Origin of the sequence: Imperialibacter sp. (genome assembly GCF_040222385.1) — a bacterium.
GTDB lineage: Bacteria > Bacteroidota > Bacteroidia > Cytophagales > Cyclobacteriaceae > Imperialibacter.
On record NZ_JAVKDF010000049.1, the window covers coordinates 193,542 to 209,946 of the forward strand.

The following is a 16,405-nucleotide window of genomic DNA, read 5'->3' on the forward strand; positions in this document are numbered from 1 at the left end:
AGTTACTATTTTGACAGAAAAGAGCCTCCCAAGACAATAAATAGTTAACTTAGTTCCAATGAGGCCACTTCTCCCTTTCCTTATTCTAACAGCGATGCTGGGTTGCGGACAAAAACGATCTGCCACCGACCCAAGTGATAAAACTGGTTCATCTGTAAATGGTACGGCCTCATCACTTCCTGTCGCCAATCGCAAGACGGCCCTTACCCTAAATGCCTACCGGGATGTCATCGATCTTTCGGGTTACGAAGACCTTGGCAGCTTTCATTTTCGCCGTCTTCATTTTTACACCAAAAAGAACCCTGGAATGATGATTGGTTCTGCCAAGGTGGATGAAATTACGGCCTACTTCATCGATCGCTATGCAGTGAAAATCAGGTACAAGCTGTCGGAAGACGTGGCTGCCTACCTGGTCGACTCGCTGACTACAGATACCAAACGGGTACAAGACCTGAACCGGGACTGGTCAAAACAGCGGCAGATCAAATGGAATTATTTCAGCAAAATTATCACCTATCAAAACAAGTGCCCCGACGATGACCTCGCTCTGACGCTCACCAACGAAATATGTGACAGTCCTTACTGGCTGTATGTAGAATTGCCCGGCTACAAGAAAAAGGTAGCAGAGCTGAAGACCGTTGAAAATGCCGTGCACGAGTACCTCATCGACGCCTCTTCGGCGCTGACTTCTTCGCCGGACTAGGCACACCGTCGTAATGTGCCAGCACTCCCTGAACAATAAGTGCCTGAGCGGCTATATAGCTCACCATTACCCAAAATCCGGCCATAGGGAAAGCACCAACGAACTTACTAACCGCCAGCATTGAATCGGAGACGAGAAACGCTATGGCACCAAAAAAGAGCAAAGAGAAGCTCGTTTCATTGGTTCTGTTTTTCCTGATCACTGCCATCAAAAGCATGCCCACCAGGCAAGCGCCGTAAAGAATAACCGGAACCCTGAGGTTGCCAAGGAAATTCCAGAGTGTATAAAGCATGAAAAAGTAAAAGATCACAAGTAGACCCACACTAAATTTTGTGCGCCATTCCATCTTTTCTTTTGAAGGATTTTTCAGCTGAGCAAAATTGAATGCGTACATAATCTGTGCAACAAGAAATGCGCCCAAGCCGGCCAGAAAATACAATTCTGCCTTGCTCTGATAAATGAGCAGCGAATCGCCCAGCCAGCTAAAAACCAGCGCAGCCAGAATTCCGATCCTCACCGACCTGTCAACTGTCTTGCTGCTGAGCCAAAAATAAAAGGCAAGCAAAGGCATCAATAATGGCTTGCTCCAGTGGATCAGTTCAGCATTATCAACACCTACCGCCCACAGGTGCACACCTATCGAAAGGAGGAAAAGAACAGAGATCAGGTTTCGGGTATTCATTGTCTGTGTTTTGCAACAAAGTAAATAAAACTATGGGCGCAGTTGGGAAGGGATCACGTCTTTTTTCTTACCGATGAATTCTACAAACACCCAGCCCAGAAAGGCTACAAAGCCTACGAATGAGAACACATAGGGCATATGTGAAAAGTGGTTGCCGTACAGCCACCCTGCCAGCAGTGCCCCCAAACCTATACCCACTTCGAGGGCTATGTACATGGTGGCAATGCCCCTCCCTCTGTGATGCTCATCACTCAGGTCAATGGTCCAGGCGTAAATGGTAGGCGAGTTCATTCCTGTGCCTATACCAAACAGCACAGCACCCATAAGGAACTGCCATACGCTTGTAGAAAAGCCGGTCATGATCATTGCCGCCACCAGAAAAAAGATGGAGAAGCGCAGCACAGCCACCCTTCCATACTTATCCGATGCTTTTCCCGCAATAAAACGGATGCCCAGGGAAGCTATGGTAAAGGTGGTGAAGTAAAGACCCCTGTTGCCCATTCCCAGGTAATCGCTAAAGTCGGGGGCCAGGGTAAGCACAGCCCCAAAAGGCAGCATGGTGAGCAATAAGGTAACCGACGGGTACAGCACTCGTGGTTCATACACATCAGCCCAGTTGATTTTCAGGTGATCGGGGCGAAACTTCTCTTTATTGACCAGCGTCTCTCTCATGCCAGCCAGTATAACCACTGACAACAGCGCCATCAATGAAGAGGTATAGAACATAGTATTCAGCGAAGCAGCTGAGGCAATGTAGGAACCGATGGCAGGCCCAATGGCCATTCCCATGCTCCCAAAAAGGCCAAAAATGCCCATGGCTTCGCCCCTTTTCAGCAGTGGCGCAATGTCGCCCACATAGGCTGCCGTGCCGGTAGGTTTAAAACCGGTTGAAAAACCATGAAAGAAACGAAGCAATAGGAAGGCCCATACCACGGTGACATGGGGATATACCAGCGCCGCCAATCCGCTGACCGTAGCGCCAAATACCATCACGGGTACTCGTCCTACCTTATCGGCCAGCTTGCCACTGAATGGACGGCTGAGTCCGGCTGTGAGAGTAAAAACCGAAATGATGAGACCCTTGTAATCGCCACCGCCAATGGAGGTCAGGAAAGCCGGTAGCTCCGGGATGATCATATTGAAGCTGCTGAAGAAAAGGAGACTACTGAAACACAATAGCATAAACTGCCATGTGTATATCTTTTGCTGGGTCATAGAAAAAATCGACGGGTAAAGGTAGAACCTTCGGGAAGGTAATTCAAAAAATTGGAGAGGTTTTGGTTGAGTAAAGAGGTCGCTCTGTACAAACCAGTAGCCTCTTCACTGCCCGTTCTGGCGGGTGTCTTCACCGCCGGTTAGATTGCATGCAACACTATAGAAGCACAAAACATCACCCGCCGGTCATTGCGAGGAAGTCGCAAGGAGTCTACCTATGTCGATAATTAGCCTACGACCGAAACAATCTGTTTATTAAAATTACGCTATGAAATGGACAGATTGCCACATCTGCCACAAGATTGAAGTCATCATCAATAAGTGCGGAGGCAGCTTCGCAATTACCGATGAGTGGCGTTGGGTGGTCTAATAAAACCATTGTTCCGACGTGTGTCACACATGCCAGAACAACGAATCCCATCGCAAGTGAGCGTTCTCGTGGGTGTCTCCACCCACGAAGCATCCGATGAAAATTAAGCCTCCTGCCCCATCAAAAACGCCTTGATATAATCGTCGAGGTCGCCGTCGAGTACGTTTTGTACGTCGGTGCGTTCCACGCCAGTGCGGGCATCTTTGATCAGTTTGTAAGGGTGCAGCACGTAATTGCGGATTTGCGAACCAAAGTCGACCCGCATCTTGCCGGCTTCCACCTTGTCTCTCACCGCATTGCGTTTCTCTACCTCCATTTGGTAAAGCCTTGATTTCAGCATTTGCATGGCCAGCTCACGGTTGGCCAACTGCGAGCGTTCCACCTGGCACACCACCACAATGCCCGTGGGCTTGTGGGTGAGTTGCACCTTGGTTTCTACCTTGTTCACGTTCTGGCCACCAGCACCACCTGACCTTGAGGTATGAAGCTCCACATCGGCCGGATTGATTTCGATCTGAATACTGTCATCAGCCACCGGATACACATAAATGGATGCAAAAGACGTATGTCTTCTTCCACCAGAGTCAAACGGTGAAATTCGCACCAAACGGTGCACACCCGTTTCCGCTTTCAGGTAGCCATAGGCAAACTGGCCTTCAAACTCCAGCGTGGCTGACTTCAAACCGGCCGTTTCACCAGGGGTGTAGTCCACCTGCCTTACTTTATAGCCGTGCTTCTCTCCCCACATGATGTACATCCGCATAAGGATTTCCGCCCAGTCGTTGCTTTCCGTCCCGCCAGCACCCGGGTTGATTTCCAGCATGGCGCTCAGCTGGTCTTCTTCTCCGCTGAGCATCTTCTTCAACTCAACCTCCTCTAGCTGGGCTGATACTTTCTTGTACTCGGCATCTACATCCTCCATCTCTGCCTCACCGGCATTATAGAATTCGTAGAGAGTTTCTACATCCTCCAGAGAAGTTTTCACTTCTTCGTAGGCGTCGGTCCACACTTTCTGTAGCCTGATTTCTTTCAACAGTTTCTCGGCTTCGCTGGGTTTATCCCAAAAACCAGGCAACACTGTCAGCGCCTCGTTGTCTTCTACTTCACGTTTGCGGTTATCGTAGTCAAAGATACCCCCTCAAAGCCGCTACCCTGGCTTTCACGTCTTTCAACTGTTCTATTGTCATGGTTTTAAGTTATTCGTTAATGGTTATTTGTTAGTGGTTATTGGGTTATTAGTTAATGGCTATCTGGCGGACAATGCCCCGGCTTCTGATAAGAAATTGGCAACCGATTGTTGAGGTGAGCGCCCCTATTAACTAATAACTTGTAACCATTAACTCTCCCCCAACAAAAAATCCACCCCTTCGAAAAGCAGATGGATTTTGTGATATGTTACTATGGTCAGATTCTGTAAATCCAGCCGTGTGTGTCTTCTATCCTGCCGTACTTGATATCATCCAGCGTTTTCAAAAGCCTGTTCGACAGCGTTCTTGATTCCTCTCCTGGCAGCTCAAGGTCTCCGTCTTCAAAACCGATGTGGCTGATCTTGGCAATAGTTGCCGCCGTACCGACTCCAAAAGCTTCGTTCACCTTGCCGTCCAGCAGCGCCTGCTTCAACTCTTTCACATATACTTTGCGCTCTTCCACAGGGTAGCCCCACTCTTTGGCCAGGGTAATCACGCTGTCCCTGGTAACGCCGTCGAGGATTGTTTCTCCAGCAGGTGCAGTACAAAGCACTCCGTCGATCAGGAAGAACACGTTCATGGTACCAGACTCCTCAAAGTATTCGTGCGTACCTGCGTTAGTCCATAGCAACTGGTCGTAACCTGCTTTCTGGCCCTGCACCATTGGATACAAAGCAGCGGCATAGTTGCCAGCTGTTTTGGCGCTACCGGTACCTCCGGGAGCAGCTCTTGTGTATTTTGTTTCCACTTTCACCTTCACCGGCCTGGAATAATAAGCACCTGCCGGGCTGGTGAAAATGATGAATTGATATGTCAGTGATGACCTGATGCCGACAAAAGGATCGTTGCCAAACACAAACGGACGGATGTACAACGAAGTGCCCGGCTTGTTAGGCACCCAGTCTCTATCCAGCTTGAGCAGTTCAGTAAGCGCACTCATGAACATCTCCTCGGGAATCTCCGGGATGCACATCCGCACGGCACTCTTGTTTAAGCGGTCGGCATTCTTATCAGGGCGGAAAACAAGTACGTCGCCGTTTTCTGCCTTATACGCCTTCATGCCCTCAAAAATAGACTGGCCATAGTGCAGTGTGGTGTTCGCTGGGCTCATAGAGAGGTTGCCGTAAGGCACAATTCTCAGGTCTGTCCACTGCCCATCGACATAATCTGCCATAAACATGTGGTCAGAGTAGCTCTTACCAAATTGAACATTATCCATGTCCAGTTCCTTGATTCTGGACTTCGCCACTTGCGTGATGGGGAATTGAAGGGTATCTATCATGGCCTCAACCTATTATTGAAAAAGTAAAATTAGAAATTTAATCTCTAAACGCTTGTATAACGGGCGGGAAGAATCTTTGGTTTTTTCAAAAAATTTGGGGCAGGGTGCAATTAGGGAATGTCGGCTCTAAACGCAATGGGCGTCGGACAACGTTTGGATGGGAAAGGAAAATGCCGGACAGCCGGATCTCCGTTATTGGTTTAAGCTTCAGAAGCACACCTTACGACAGTTTAACGAAGTTATTTTCGAGCTTTACATTAAAGTTGATTTCAGCCTTTAATGCCTTGAAAACCTTCATTACCGTATCAATTGTTGCACTGTTGGCACTACCCTCAAGTTTGGATATTTGAGCCTTTTTAACCCCAACCAATTCCCCCAACTGTTCCTGCGTTAAATGCCGCTGCTGTCTGGCAGCCTTGATCATTTTCCCCAAAACTTCCATACTTAATTCATATTCATACTCATCTCTTTCCGGTGTTCCCGGCTCACCAATGTATTTATCCTTAAGATCGTTGAGGGAATAGGTTTTCATCTCTTGAAAAACATTATTGGTTTACGGTCAAAATAAAAAGTTTCTAAATTTGGAAACAACCGAAATGAATTATTCATAGCTATCGCTGATGTAGCTTTCTTGAGCAGGCAGTTAAAGGGATGTGCTTGATCGCATCACCAAAGCCAATTTGAGTTGACACCGCTGCGAAATCAGAGGTTTCCGGTCATCTGAGATTCGATATGCTATTCGGAAGATATCGGACTGTTGATCCTTGGTTCTGATAGACCTCGCTAACGTCAGGGTAAAATGTAACTCCGGTTGCTGCTTCCCAGCACCGTGCCCCAACTGAATTAACAAAAGAAAACAACAATGCACACTGAAATTTATCGCTATGTCTCATAAATACGTTGTGGGACTTCCTGTAAAATAGTGCTAAAAATCATGAGCCACATTAATCATACATGATCGCACATTTTAGAATACCGAATAGTTAGGATCCCAATAGATTTCACCTTCTTTAATGTTTTCGCTAGCATTCATTTTATAAAAATTAATTTGATCAGGGAAAGTGACACACATTACACTTTCAACTCTTACTAGCTCAATTTTTTTCTCATTAAAGGCTCTCTTATAAATTGCCAAATTATCACCAAATAAATGAGTGGCATTGCTAGGATAAATAATTCCATCAAACACATATCGATCATTTGATACTTTAGCATGCTTCACTAGATAAGAATACAAGGCCGAAAGCTTATACTCCCAGTCAAAATCAACTTGCTTTGTAAATTGACTAGAGAAAAACTCGCAGAGAGCCTCTTCATAATCCAGCATTTTTTTTGTTGCCTTATATTTACTAAATACCTTCCTGTGATGAGTGTGAAAATCTTTCAAGTCAGGGCGTCTACTCCACAAGTCACCTCCATGAAAAATAGATGCTAATCGTATTGGTTCATTTATCCTCCACACTCCCACTGTAACTTGAACCATTTTGCCTTTCTGTCTCTTATACCAAAAATTTTCCTTTGAAAGGTATTGTAGCGTCTCAAAAAGACTAACATCCATGTTGTCTGAACAGTAGAAAATTTGCTCCCTAGGCCTATTGGCTCGCCCATAACCAATAATCTCATTTTCTTCTCGCACAAAAATATCTTTTATCTTACTGAAGGGCTTTTCACCGTCGTCTATTCTTGCCCTATACAATTCCTCTCCTTTTGGGAAAAATGACTGATTGTTGTATGGAATTGTATTAAAATAAGTGAGAAAGGTTTTTTCCAGATCGATATCTGACATTTTCTCAAGATCTATTTTTCTTATTTTCTCAAAGCATTCTTGGGCTTGTTTTAAATCAGGAATAGTGTCTTCAATTTGTTTTTTGGATTGATTTGAAAAAGGGATAAATTTAGTCACATCTAAGTTTTTACTATTCTTAAGTACATGTGTTCCAGATTGACAATTTTGTGAGTTCAATCCAGTTTATTATGATGGGTAATCTAAACTAACAGAGTATGCTGTAGGCAGCTAAAATGAGCAAGCGCCCAACGGGCTAACTCCACTACAGCCTAAATTAAGCAAATACGCATCTAAATGCTCCGTTCGCATATTTATTTTTTTCGTGTTAGGCAGAGTTTACTTTTATCTTCCCTCAAAGTCTCCTGATTAGGTACTGAAAATCAAAAAAACTCCCACCCTTCAGAGTCCTCTCTGAGAGACTCTGAGAGAAAAGAATCAGAGGAGTAATATTTTCCCAGATAACCTGAATTTTATATCTTTCAGAGGTAACTAGAACAATTTTTTTACACTTAGTTAACAAAATGACAGACTTACGCTACGCATCACACCCTGAAGACGTTAAACAGCTGATTACCTCGGCACTCAGAGAACGCTTTTTGATTCCAGAAGTGATGAAGCCAGGTCAGGTCACAGATGTATACTCCATACATGACCGTATGATGGTCATTGGCGTGGTGCCAACCACAAAAACGCTTGCACTGCCTGCTTTCTGGGAAGTAACGAAAGCGGACTACTTCCTTGAACGCAGAGAGCTTGGGATTATTAATATTGGCGCCAAAGGAACTGTGTCTGTCGACGGTGAATCATTTGACCTCGACAACAAAGAATGCTTGTATATAGGCAAAGGAAAAAAGGAGGTTTTGTTCAGCAGCGACCATACCAGTGTACCCGCCGAGTTTTATGTAAATTCATGCCCTGCACATAAGGAGTACGCCACTCAAAAAGCCACCTTTGCCGACGCCAATCAGGTGAAGCTTGGTTCGAAAGAGAACTGCAACGAACGCACGATTTGTCAATATATTCACGAGGCTGGCATACAAAGCTGTCAGCTGGTGATGGGCCTCACCATTTTGGCACCAGGAAGTATTTGGAATACCTTTCCTCCGCATACACATAACAGAAGAATGGAGGTGTACTTCTATTTTGACTTGCCCGAAGATCAGATTGTGATGCACTTTATGGGGGAACCTCAGGAGACAAGACACCTGGCCATGAGCAATAAGCAGGCAGTGATCTCTCCCGAGTGGTCTATTCATGCGGGAGCAGGCACTTCAAATTATACATTCATCTGGTCAATGGCGGGCGAAAACAAAGCATTCACAGACATGGACGGCCATTCGCTAAAATCAATTCGCTAACCTATGGTACTCGATTCATTTAGTCTGAAAGGGAAAACGGCACTGGTCACTGGCTGCAAGCGTGGTATAGGCAAAGCGATGGCGGAAGGGCTGGCCGAGGCCGGTGCAGATATTATCGGCGTGTCGGCCTCACTGGAGCTAACCGGAAGTAAGGTAGAAAAGTCTGTTCAAGCGGTAGGTCGGTCGTTTACGGCTTACCAATGCGATTTTTCGGACAGACCATCCTTGTATGCATTTCTGGACAAAGTGAAAGCCAACCACCCCGTTATCGACATCCTTGTCAACAATGCAGGCACCATATTGCGAAAGCCCGCTGCCGAACATTCTGACGAGTACTGGGACGAAGTGATGGAGATCAATTTGAATGCCCAATTCATCCTTTCCCGAGAGATAGGTAAAACGATGATCAGCCGGGGCAGCGGCAAAATCATCTTCACAGCTTCTCTGCTTACTTTTCAGGGCGGCGTCACCGTTCCGGGCTATGCTGCAAGCAAGGGAGCGATTGGTCAGCTGACCATGGCACTATCCAACGAGTGGGCTTCGAAAGGAGTCAACGTAAATGCTATTGCCCCGGGATACATCGCTACCGATATCACCCAGGCGCTACAGGACGATGCTGACCGCAGCCAATCGATACTGGCACGTATTCCCCAAAACAGGTGGGGAAACCCAGCTGACTTCAAAGGGCCGATAGTGTTTTTGGCCAGCGAAGCTTCGGCCTATATGAATGGGACTATTGTGACCGTTGATGGAGGCTGGATGGGGAGGTAGGCCTGACTATATCGTTATTCTTCTCTCAAAGTCTCCTGTTAAGGGGCTCTGAGTAGGAAGATTGAGTAGGAATCACTCTAAGTCTGATTAACTGATTGCCTACAATCTCCACTTAAAAAAAAGCCCGAATGTGGTGCCACCAGCTATCGCTGTAGGCACCACGCTCAAGCCCGTAATTCAACAAGGCTATAACATCACTTAGCCGTAGCCATTTCCAATGCTTTGATATTAGTGAAGTACTTCACCTTCATGAAGGCCTTTTCCCATTCGGGCATGGAGCCAGCCTCGTAGTATTCCAAAAATTTCTCAGTTACCTGGCCAAAGTGTGCCTCATGACCATTGTGGTAAGAATCGGGGATATCGACAATGTACTCGCCTCCCTCCTGCTTTGTCAATCCGATGCCCGGGTATTTCGCCTGCAACGTTTCGTTGATAGCCTTGGCCAATGCCTCATCCTGGCCGTTGAGCAGTTTCACATACAACGTGGCCCGGTAGTTTTCGTCCGCTCCCTGACGGATCATCAGGTTGGCCCTGGTGCCCCGCATCATGCTGTAGTGTGTATCGGCTGCTCCCTCTGGTGCCTGATAGTTCCAAATCACACTTACTTTGGCGTGTTTGCCACGTAGGGTGTAGTTCATTTCACCATTGCTCAGCACTTCCAGCTTGCCGTCTTTGATGTATTCGCCAAGGAACGCTGGAAATTCTGTAGCACCCGTCACACCTTTGAAGTCGTCGAGCGTCAGCACAGTAGGCCAAAGCTTCGCTGACATCATGTTGACATCGGTGGTGTCGAGCCTTTGCTCAGGGAAGGTTTCCCACTGCACCAGGTCTACCAGGTGAGTCGTTACGTCCACAATGCCAGTTCCTTCTACTCTCACATCAAAAAACCAGTCGGGCCGCACTAAAGGCTTGCCAGATACATATTTGAAAAAGTGGTGCACACTTTCTTTGGTAATGGCTGGGTTGTCCGGCGTGCCATCTTCCAGCTCCCCAAATACTTCAGGCAGCATCGAAAGCTGACGCTGTAAAATGGTAGTGATTTCAAACCTCTCTGTCATGATATCATACAGCAGCAGGTTCTTTTCTTCTGCCACCTGGAAAGCCTTGAGTAACTTGGCATAACCAGCCTTGTCAACCACCAGTGGCTTGTCGGCATACACGTTAATGTCGTTTTCAATGGCCTTCAGCACATAGTCCACTTTGTGGTCATTCTTACCCGCCACCACCATCACGTTACCTGGCTTCTTCGTGATCATTTGCTGAAGAAAATCAGGCCCTTTAGTCACTTCAAGCTTCCATCCCGTAGGACTCTCCGCCCGGGTATTGTAGCCATTGATACGGGCAAGGTAGTCGGTCAGCTCCGGGCCGTCTGGCGCAAATACGTAAATAGTGGAGTCCACCACCGGATACATCGACTTGTGGATAAGACCGGCATGAAAATGCCCTGGCTCCAGTGTCATAATCCTGATTTTTCCGTCGTCGGTAGATTCTTCCGTGGTTTCTTTCATGATTCCAGATTGGCAGCCTGCAAGAAAAAGGGCTGCGAGAGCCCCTGAAAATAGTTGGTTGAGTTTCATTTAATTTTTATCCTTTCATTTTAATGTTATCGGTTCCGTAAGGCGCTCTTTGCGGCCTGCTTAAATATGTATTTGCTTCGTCGTCATTGACAAAGCGCTCTGTTTTGGAATCCCACTCCAGCCTTCTGCCAATTTTCATGGCTATGTGACTTGTCAGACACACGGAACAGGCCTTATGCCCCATTTCTACGGGAGATATGGGCTCCTTGCCAGACTTGATGCATTCCAACCAGTTGCCATGATGCTCCTCGCTTTCATACAAATGAATCTCACCCGGTTCAATCACGGATTGCAGAATCTTAGGGTCAGAAGCATCTAACGCCTTAGCGCTATTCTCAGCAGCAACCGGATCCGAAGCAGAAGCCACATAGTCACCCCTCGACACCCAAATCCAGCCATCCGTTCCCTCGTAGCGGATGCCATTCGGGTAGCCACCTGATGTAAATACGTTGATGCCATTGTCGTACTCCTGCTTCACCATGAAGTCGCCATGCACATTCCAAAGACCAGACCTTGGGAACTCGGCCACGGCCTCAATGAATCTTGGCCCTGTGTATTCTGTATCCATACCCCAGGCAGCTGAATCGTAATGGTGCTGACCCCAGCCAGTGATCATGCCGGCTCCATACTGCTCACAACGCAACCAGCCCGGACGGTCGTAGCCCTCAACAGGGTGCACACCTATTTCAGTATATGGAACCTCAGGCGTAGATCCAAGCCAAGCATCGTAGTTCAGCTGCTTTGGCACGGGCATCGCTGGCGCTTCAGGACCTGCGGGGTCACCAGGAAGGCCAATTCTTACGGTGTGCAGCTTGCCTATTCTCCCGTTGCGAACAAGCTCCGCAGCCACTTTGAACTGCTTCATAGAGCGCTGTTGAGTGCCCATTTGAAAGGTCACATTGGATTTTTTCACCAAATCAGCCAGTTGGCGGCCCTCCTGGATTGTGAGCGAAGTCGGCTTTTGGAGATAAACATGCTTGCCAGCCAATACGGCCTCCATGGCAGGCTGAGAGTGCCAGTGGTCAGGTGTACTTATGATGACTGCATCAATGTCTTTGTTCAACAGCATTTCTTTATAGTCGCCATACTGTTTCACATCGACATACGGTTTGCCCATTTTCTCAGTATAGTACTTTTCAACGTGTTCTTTTCCTTCCTTCATCCGCTTGCTGTCCAAATCGGAGACGGCCACAAACTGGGCCACGTCGTGCTGCCATGTACCTGGCATATCGTGGCCCCGGGCAATACGACCGCAGCCAATCTGGCCAATATTGATTTTGTTGCTTGGTGCATCTTTTCCGAAAACGGAAGAAGGCACTATGGTTGGGAAACCCAGCACGCTCGTTGCCAAGGCTGTGTTTCGGACAAATTCTCTTCTTTTCATAGGTGTATAAGTAGTCTAAGGGTAAGTATTTATAGTTTCTTAGCGAATGCCTCCCAGTACTGCTCTGCCTCCTCATCAGTCAGCGTACCGTCAAACACCACCATTCTGTATTTCAAAGTGTATTTCTTTCCAGGCTCAATCTCCCAGGGTTCATACCTGATGGGGCAAAATTCTATATAGACATTTTCTTTTCCTCCGTTAGCATCCACTGGCCACACCCGCATTGGTTCGGGGTGAGCCCTGTTTTCCGGGTAGCTAAGAAATAGTATACCACTTTTTCCTTCCTTTGCTCCAGAAACTCCATGTACCATTACCCACTTCCCCCCTGTTCCATCAGCGTTGGTTCTATTGTACCCTTCTGACGTAAGAATCGTACTGTTACCCTGATTCCAGGCTTCGGTGGCACGATAGCCAATACCTCCGCCATAGCGGTAGGCCTCCAACATAATAGGCGTTGACAGTGGTGTGGAAATGGTCGTTGTGTAGTCGACCAGGTACCTTCCTTTGTCTGCGCTTTGCACCCGGATGCCTAAGTCCTCCTCAATAGCCACCTGTGGGCCATTCGGTGCCAGCAGGTCAGTATGGTTCTGTCGAACAACTACTTCAGCAATATTCCCTTTAGATGTCTGTGAGATTATATGATCAAAATCAACCCTACCTTTTCCATCGCCCAGGTTCCAGAAGTCCACTTCCCTGCCTTCTACCTTGGTCTTCGTCCATGGGCCCCAAATGCCCAGGTGATGGTAATGGTCGGGTGGTTGAATGCGGGTAAGCACCTCTCCTGAAGGTGACTTGAGCGGGTGGATAAAGCCAGATTTGCGAAACTCCTTCTTCACTCCTTCCGGCACAGTGAGCGTGGCGGTTTGGTAGGTAAGCACCTCCTTTCCCCTTAACAGAAAATCAATACCTGTGGTCGTCTCTTTTATGCTTACTTTCTGTGCCTCAGCGCATGCAAAAAGGCCAAATAAAGCAGCAAGTAACAGAAGAGTCTTCTTCAGCGTCATCCTAAATTCAGTATCGGGGGTTGAGATCAATGAAGATACTAAATTTTTCACCAGGCTTGTCCCGGTACAAACTTTTTCCTTCCGGAGAGGTTCAAAAAAAGGCTATTTTGGACTTCTGGGCTTCCACGGAGTTTCTTCCACGCCTAGCTCCTGCGCCATGATGCGGCACAGCACAAAAAGATAGTCGGAAAGGCGGTTAAGAAACTGAACAATACTTTCTTCGACGGGCTCCTGCTCCTGTAGGCCAATCACCAGGCGTTCAGCCCTGCGGCAAACACAGCGAGCGATGTGACCATGCGAAACCGAAGGATGACCACCTGGGAGAATGAAGTTTTTCATTGGAGGCAGCAAGGCATCCATTTCATCCATGGCGACCTCGAGCCTGCTTATCAATGTTTCATCAACCTGTGGAATAGGAAATTTGGTACTTCCCGGCTCCATAGCCAGGTGAGAACCAATGGTAAAAAGTTGCTCCTGTATCTCAATAAAAAATGGTATTCTGGTTTTGTTTACCTCTTGATCCCTCAGTAACCCGATATAGGAATTGAGTTCGTCGACAGTGCCATAGGTTTCTATACGAACGTGTGCCTTCGATACCCTGGTGCCACCAAGAAGGGAGGTGGTTCCCTTGTCTCCTGTTTTTGTGTAAATTTTCATCCGATATCAGACCGGCTCTGACACATGGCGGGTAATATTCTTATTTTGAGTATCAGATTCAATCAAACCATCCCTTAGCCTGATGACCCGGTGCGCATACGTTGCAATATCTTCTTCGTGTGTCACCATAATAATGGTATTGCCTTTGTCGTGCAGCTCCTGAAAAAGCTCCATGATGCTGTAAGAGGTCTTCGTGTCGAGGTTACCGGTCGGCTCATCCGCCAGAATAATCGAAGGGTTATTAACAAGCGCTCTCGCAATAGCGACTCTCTGGCGCTGCCCACCAGATAGCTCGTTGGGCTTGTGCTTGGCCCTTTCAGCAAGTCCCACACCCGCCAGCGCTGCCATGGCTTGCTCTTCCCTGTCTTCACGATTCATACCTGCATAAATAAGTGGAAGGGCCACATTCTCAAGAGACGACTGCCTCGGAAGCAGGTTGAAAGTCTGGAAAACGAACCCGATCTCTTTGTTCCTGATTTCCGCCAGTTCATTTTCCGTAAGGTCGCTAACGTCATGATTATTGAGGATGTATTGGCCACCGGATGGCGTATCAAGACACCCCACTATGTTCATCAATGTAGATTTTCCGGAACCTGACGGCCCCATAAATGCCACATATTCACCCCTATTGATGTCGATGGTAATGGACTTAAGAGCGTGGATAGTTTCGCTGCCCATTACATACTTTTTGGCAACTTCTTTGGTTTGAATGACTGCACTCATGAACAAAAGGGGTTAGGAAATTTTAATATACAATAATACCTCGAACGATTGGAAAATACACAACGAATCTTTTAGTCGATACTTTTTAATTTACCAATGGTTTCATACTCACGTTAAACCTTAACGACGAACACTACCCTATTTGTTTACTTTCCTGCCAATGAATTACAGTATTGGTCTGTATTTTTTTCAGTCTCACCACTATATTGCGATCTCTTGTCAGGTTGCGACTAACCGTCGGCCACAGCAATACCCTCACTGATCGGGCAAATCCGAAAACATTGAAAACAAAATACCGAATATGAAACACGTTGCTCTCCTACTTTTCTCCTGTCTGTTCATTAGCAGTTTGCAGGCCCAAAAAGTAAAAACTGACGAACAGGATGCCGAAATGCTTCGCAAAATCTACGACGAAGCACTTGCCAGAGGCGAGTCTTATCAAATGCTGGACTTTCTTACCGGCCAAATCGGGGCAAGGCTGGCTGGCTCACCCGGAGCCGCCGCCGCAGTAGACTGGAGCAAAGAAACGATGGAAGCTTTTGAGTTTGACAACGTATTTCTTCAGGAAGTAATGGTGCCTCATTGGGTAAGAGGTCAAAAGGAAATTGGCAAGATTGTCAACTCTAAAATGGGTTCAGTTGACGTAAACGTTGTGGCGCTGGGTAACTCAGTGGGCTCAGGGCCTAATGGTGTCGCTGGAAAAATAGTAGAAGTGCAAAACTTTGAGGAGTTGGCCGCTCTCGGCGAAGCTGGTGTGAAAGGCAAAATCGTCTTTTTCAACCGCCGCATGGATCCTACTTTGATCGAAACGTTTGAAGCTTATGGCGGCGCAGGCAACCAAAGGGGAGCCGGGCCATCAGAAGCGGCTAAATATGGAGCAATAGGTGTGGTTGTTCGCTCACTCACCAATGCACTGGACGACAACCCGCACACTGGCAGCACAAACTACACACCCAACCTTTACAAGCTGCCAGCGGTGGCCATCAGCACCAACGATGCCGACAAGCTGAGCAGGATGCTGAAAAACGACCCTGAGCTGGAGTTTTACTATGAGACACACTCTCAAATGCTACCCGACAAGCTATCACACAACGTAGTGGGCGAACTCAAGGGTAGCAGCAAAGCCGACGAGTACATCGTTGTTGGTGGCCACCTCGATTCATGGGACCTGGCGCAGGGAGCCCACGACGATGGCACAGGCTGTGTGCAATCTATCGAGGTACTGCGGATTCTGAAGGCCATTGGCTACGAGCCAAAAAGAACCCTGAGAGCGGTGATGTTCATGAACGAAGAAAATGGCCTTAGGGGAGGGCGGAAATATGCCGAATTGGCTGCCGAAAATAAAGAGAAACACATTGCCGCCATGGAATCGGATCGTGGTGGCTTCAAACCGCTTGGGTTTACTTTTACTGCTGAAGACAAGCAGGTAGAGCGCATCAAAGGCTGGGCGCCATTGTTTGTGCCTTATCAGATTTACAAGTTTGACACCGGAGGTGGTGGGGCCGACATCAGCCCACTGGCAACACAAGGTGTGCCCATGATTGGCTTCTACCCGGATCCACAGCGGTACTTCGACTACCACCATACGGCGATTGACACGTTCGATAAGGTAAGCCGGAGAGAACTGGAATTGGGCGCTGCTACTATGGCGGCTTTAACCTATTTGATCGACAAGTACGGGCTTTAACGGATTGCTAATTTGAGAC

At 47.4% G+C, this 16,405-nt stretch carries 15 protein-coding genes; 4 read left to right on the forward strand and 11 right to left on the reverse strand.

Annotated elements, in window-relative coordinates; translation table 11 throughout:
* Positions 1 to 58: 58 nt before the first annotated feature.
* On the forward strand, positions 59 to 703 hold the full coding sequence (locus tag RIG68_RS24260; RefSeq protein ID WP_350128533.1) for a hypothetical protein: 645 nt from the start codon (positions 59 to 61) through the stop codon (positions 701 to 703).
* Here RIG68_RS24260 and RIG68_RS24265 read toward each other — a convergent pair.
* The 6 genes from RIG68_RS24265 to RIG68_RS24290 all read right to left on the reverse strand — a co-directional run bounded on the left by RIG68_RS24265 (position 663) and on the right by RIG68_RS24290 (position 7,342).
* Positions 663 to 1,385, reverse strand: coding sequence for a lysoplasmalogenase (locus RIG68_RS24265; protein ID WP_350128536.1), 723 nt, complete (start codon positions 1,383 to 1,385; stop codon positions 663 to 665). The genes RIG68_RS24260 and RIG68_RS24265 overlap by 41 nt on opposite strands.
* 30 nt (positions 1,386 to 1,415) lie before the next feature.
* Entirely contained in the window at positions 1,416 to 2,600 is a 1,185-nt protein-coding gene (locus RIG68_RS24270; RefSeq protein WP_350128539.1) for an MFS transporter, read from the reverse strand.
* A 473-nt stretch (positions 2,601 to 3,073) separates the two neighbouring features.
* Positions 3,074 to 4,157, reverse strand: a protein-coding gene (prfB, locus tag RIG68_RS24275; protein WP_350096329.1) for a peptide chain release factor 2 whose coding sequence is annotated in 2 segments (ribosomal slippage) — positions 3,074 to 4,096 and positions 4,098 to 4,157 — 1,083 coding nt in all. Because the reading frame shifts where the segments join, the coding sequence is not laid out codon by codon here.
* 217 nt (positions 4,158 to 4,374) lie between these two features.
* Positions 4,375 to 5,439, reverse strand: coding sequence for a branched-chain amino acid aminotransferase (locus tag RIG68_RS24280; RefSeq protein WP_350128542.1), 1,065 nt, complete (start codon positions 5,437 to 5,439; stop codon positions 4,375 to 4,377).
* A gap of 220 nt (positions 5,440 to 5,659) precedes the next feature.
* Entirely contained in the window at positions 5,660 to 5,971 is a 312-nt protein-coding gene (locus RIG68_RS24285) for a helix-turn-helix domain-containing protein (protein WP_350128545.1), read from the reverse strand.
* A gap of 435 nt (positions 5,972 to 6,406) precedes the next feature.
* Positions 6,407 to 7,342: an RES family NAD+ phosphorylase gene (locus RIG68_RS24290; protein ID WP_350128548.1), complete on the reverse strand. Its 936-nt coding sequence runs from the start codon at positions 7,340 to 7,342 to the stop codon at positions 6,407 to 6,409.
* Positions 7,343 to 7,746: 404 nt separating this feature from the next.
* Between RIG68_RS24290 and kduI the strand changes: the two genes are divergently transcribed.
* Complete coding sequence (gene kduI / locus RIG68_RS24295; RefSeq protein ID WP_350128551.1) at positions 7,747 to 8,583, forward strand: 5-dehydro-4-deoxy-D-glucuronate isomerase; 837 nt, start codon at positions 7,747 to 7,749, stop codon at positions 8,581 to 8,583.
* 3 nt (positions 8,584 to 8,586) lie between these two features.
* Positions 8,587 to 9,354 carry an SDR family NAD(P)-dependent oxidoreductase gene (locus RIG68_RS24300; RefSeq protein ID WP_350128554.1) on the forward strand — a complete coding sequence of 256 codons (768 nt, stop codon included), beginning with the start codon at positions 8,587 to 8,589 and terminating at the stop codon, positions 9,352 to 9,354.
* Positions 9,355 to 9,548: 194 nt separating this feature from the next.
* Here RIG68_RS24300 and RIG68_RS24305 read toward each other — a convergent pair whose 3' ends face one another.
* The 5 genes from RIG68_RS24305 to RIG68_RS24325 all read right to left on the reverse strand — a co-directional run bounded on the left by RIG68_RS24305 (position 9,549) and on the right by RIG68_RS24325 (position 14,699).
* The gene (locus RIG68_RS24305; RefSeq protein ID WP_350128557.1) at positions 9,549 to 10,862 is read right to left on the reverse strand and encodes a putative oxidoreductase C-terminal domain-containing protein; all 1,314 of its coding nucleotides are present in this window, start codon (positions 10,860 to 10,862) and stop codon (positions 9,549 to 9,551) included.
* Between the two features lie 76 nt (positions 10,863 to 10,938).
* Positions 10,939 to 12,315 carry a Gfo/Idh/MocA family protein gene (locus RIG68_RS24310; protein WP_350128560.1) on the reverse strand — a complete coding sequence of 459 codons (1,377 nt, stop codon included), beginning with the start codon at positions 12,313 to 12,315 and terminating at the stop codon, positions 10,939 to 10,941.
* A gap of 29 nt (positions 12,316 to 12,344) precedes the next feature.
* On the reverse strand, positions 12,345 to 13,319 hold the full coding sequence (locus RIG68_RS24315; RefSeq protein WP_350128563.1) for a DUF6807 domain-containing protein: 975 nt from the start codon (positions 13,317 to 13,319) through the stop codon (positions 12,345 to 12,347).
* Positions 13,320 to 13,421: 102 nt separating this feature from the next.
* The gene (locus tag RIG68_RS24320; protein WP_350128566.1) at positions 13,422 to 13,976 is read right to left on the reverse strand and encodes a cob(I)yrinic acid a,c-diamide adenosyltransferase; all 555 of its coding nucleotides are present in this window, start codon (positions 13,974 to 13,976) and stop codon (positions 13,422 to 13,424) included.
* Between the two features lie 6 nt (positions 13,977 to 13,982).
* Positions 13,983 to 14,699: an ABC transporter ATP-binding protein gene (locus RIG68_RS24325; protein ID WP_350076648.1), complete on the reverse strand. Its 717-nt coding sequence runs from the start codon at positions 14,697 to 14,699 to the stop codon at positions 13,983 to 13,985.
* A gap of 301 nt (positions 14,700 to 15,000) precedes the next feature.
* Here RIG68_RS24325 and RIG68_RS24330 point away from each other — a divergent pair, with 301 nt between their 5' ends.
* Positions 15,001 to 16,386: a M28 family peptidase gene (locus tag RIG68_RS24330; protein WP_350128569.1), complete on the forward strand. Its 1,386-nt coding sequence runs from the start codon at positions 15,001 to 15,003 to the stop codon at positions 16,384 to 16,386.
* Positions 16,387 to 16,405 lie beyond the last annotated feature (19 nt).

Coding starts and splice junctions, on each gene's coding strand:
- RIG68_RS24260 (WP_350128533.1), top strand. CDS start 59: ATGAGGCCACTTCTCCCTTTCCTTATTCTAACAGCGATGCTGGGTTGC.
- RIG68_RS24265 (WP_350128536.1), bottom strand. CDS start 1,385: ATGAATACCCGAAACCTGATCTCTGTTCTTTTCCTCCTTTCGATAGGT.
- RIG68_RS24270 (WP_350128539.1), bottom strand. CDS start 2,600: ATGACCCAGCAAAAGATATACACATGGCAGTTTATGCTATTGTGTTTC.
- RIG68_RS24280 (WP_350128542.1), bottom strand. CDS start 5,439: ATGATAGATACCCTTCAATTCCCCATCACGCAAGTGGCGAAGTCCAGA.
- RIG68_RS24285 (WP_350128545.1), bottom strand. CDS start 5,971: ATGAAAACCTATTCCCTCAACGATCTTAAGGATAAATACATTGGTGAG.
- kduI (WP_350128551.1), top strand. CDS start 7,747: ATGACAGACTTACGCTACGCATCACACCCTGAAGACGTTAAACAGCTG.
- RIG68_RS24300 (WP_350128554.1), top strand. CDS start 8,587: ATGGTACTCGATTCATTTAGTCTGAAAGGGAAAACGGCACTGGTCACT.
- RIG68_RS24305 (WP_350128557.1), bottom strand. CDS start 10,862: ATGAAAGAAACCACGGAAGAATCTACCGACGACGGAAAAATCAGGATT.
- RIG68_RS24310 (WP_350128560.1), bottom strand. CDS start 12,315: ATGAAAAGAAGAGAATTTGTCCGAAACACAGCCTTGGCAACGAGCGTG.
- RIG68_RS24315 (WP_350128563.1), bottom strand. CDS start 13,319: ATGACGCTGAAGAAGACTCTTCTGTTACTTGCTGCTTTATTTGGCCTT.
- RIG68_RS24320 (WP_350128566.1), bottom strand. CDS start 13,976: ATGAAAATTTACACAAAAACAGGAGACAAGGGAACCACCTCCCTTCTT.
- RIG68_RS24325 (WP_350076648.1), bottom strand. CDS start 14,699: ATGAGTGCAGTCATTCAAACCAAAGAAGTTGCCAAAAAGTATGTAATG.
- RIG68_RS24330 (WP_350128569.1), top strand. CDS start 15,001: ATGAAACACGTTGCTCTCCTACTTTTCTCCTGTCTGTTCATTAGCAGT.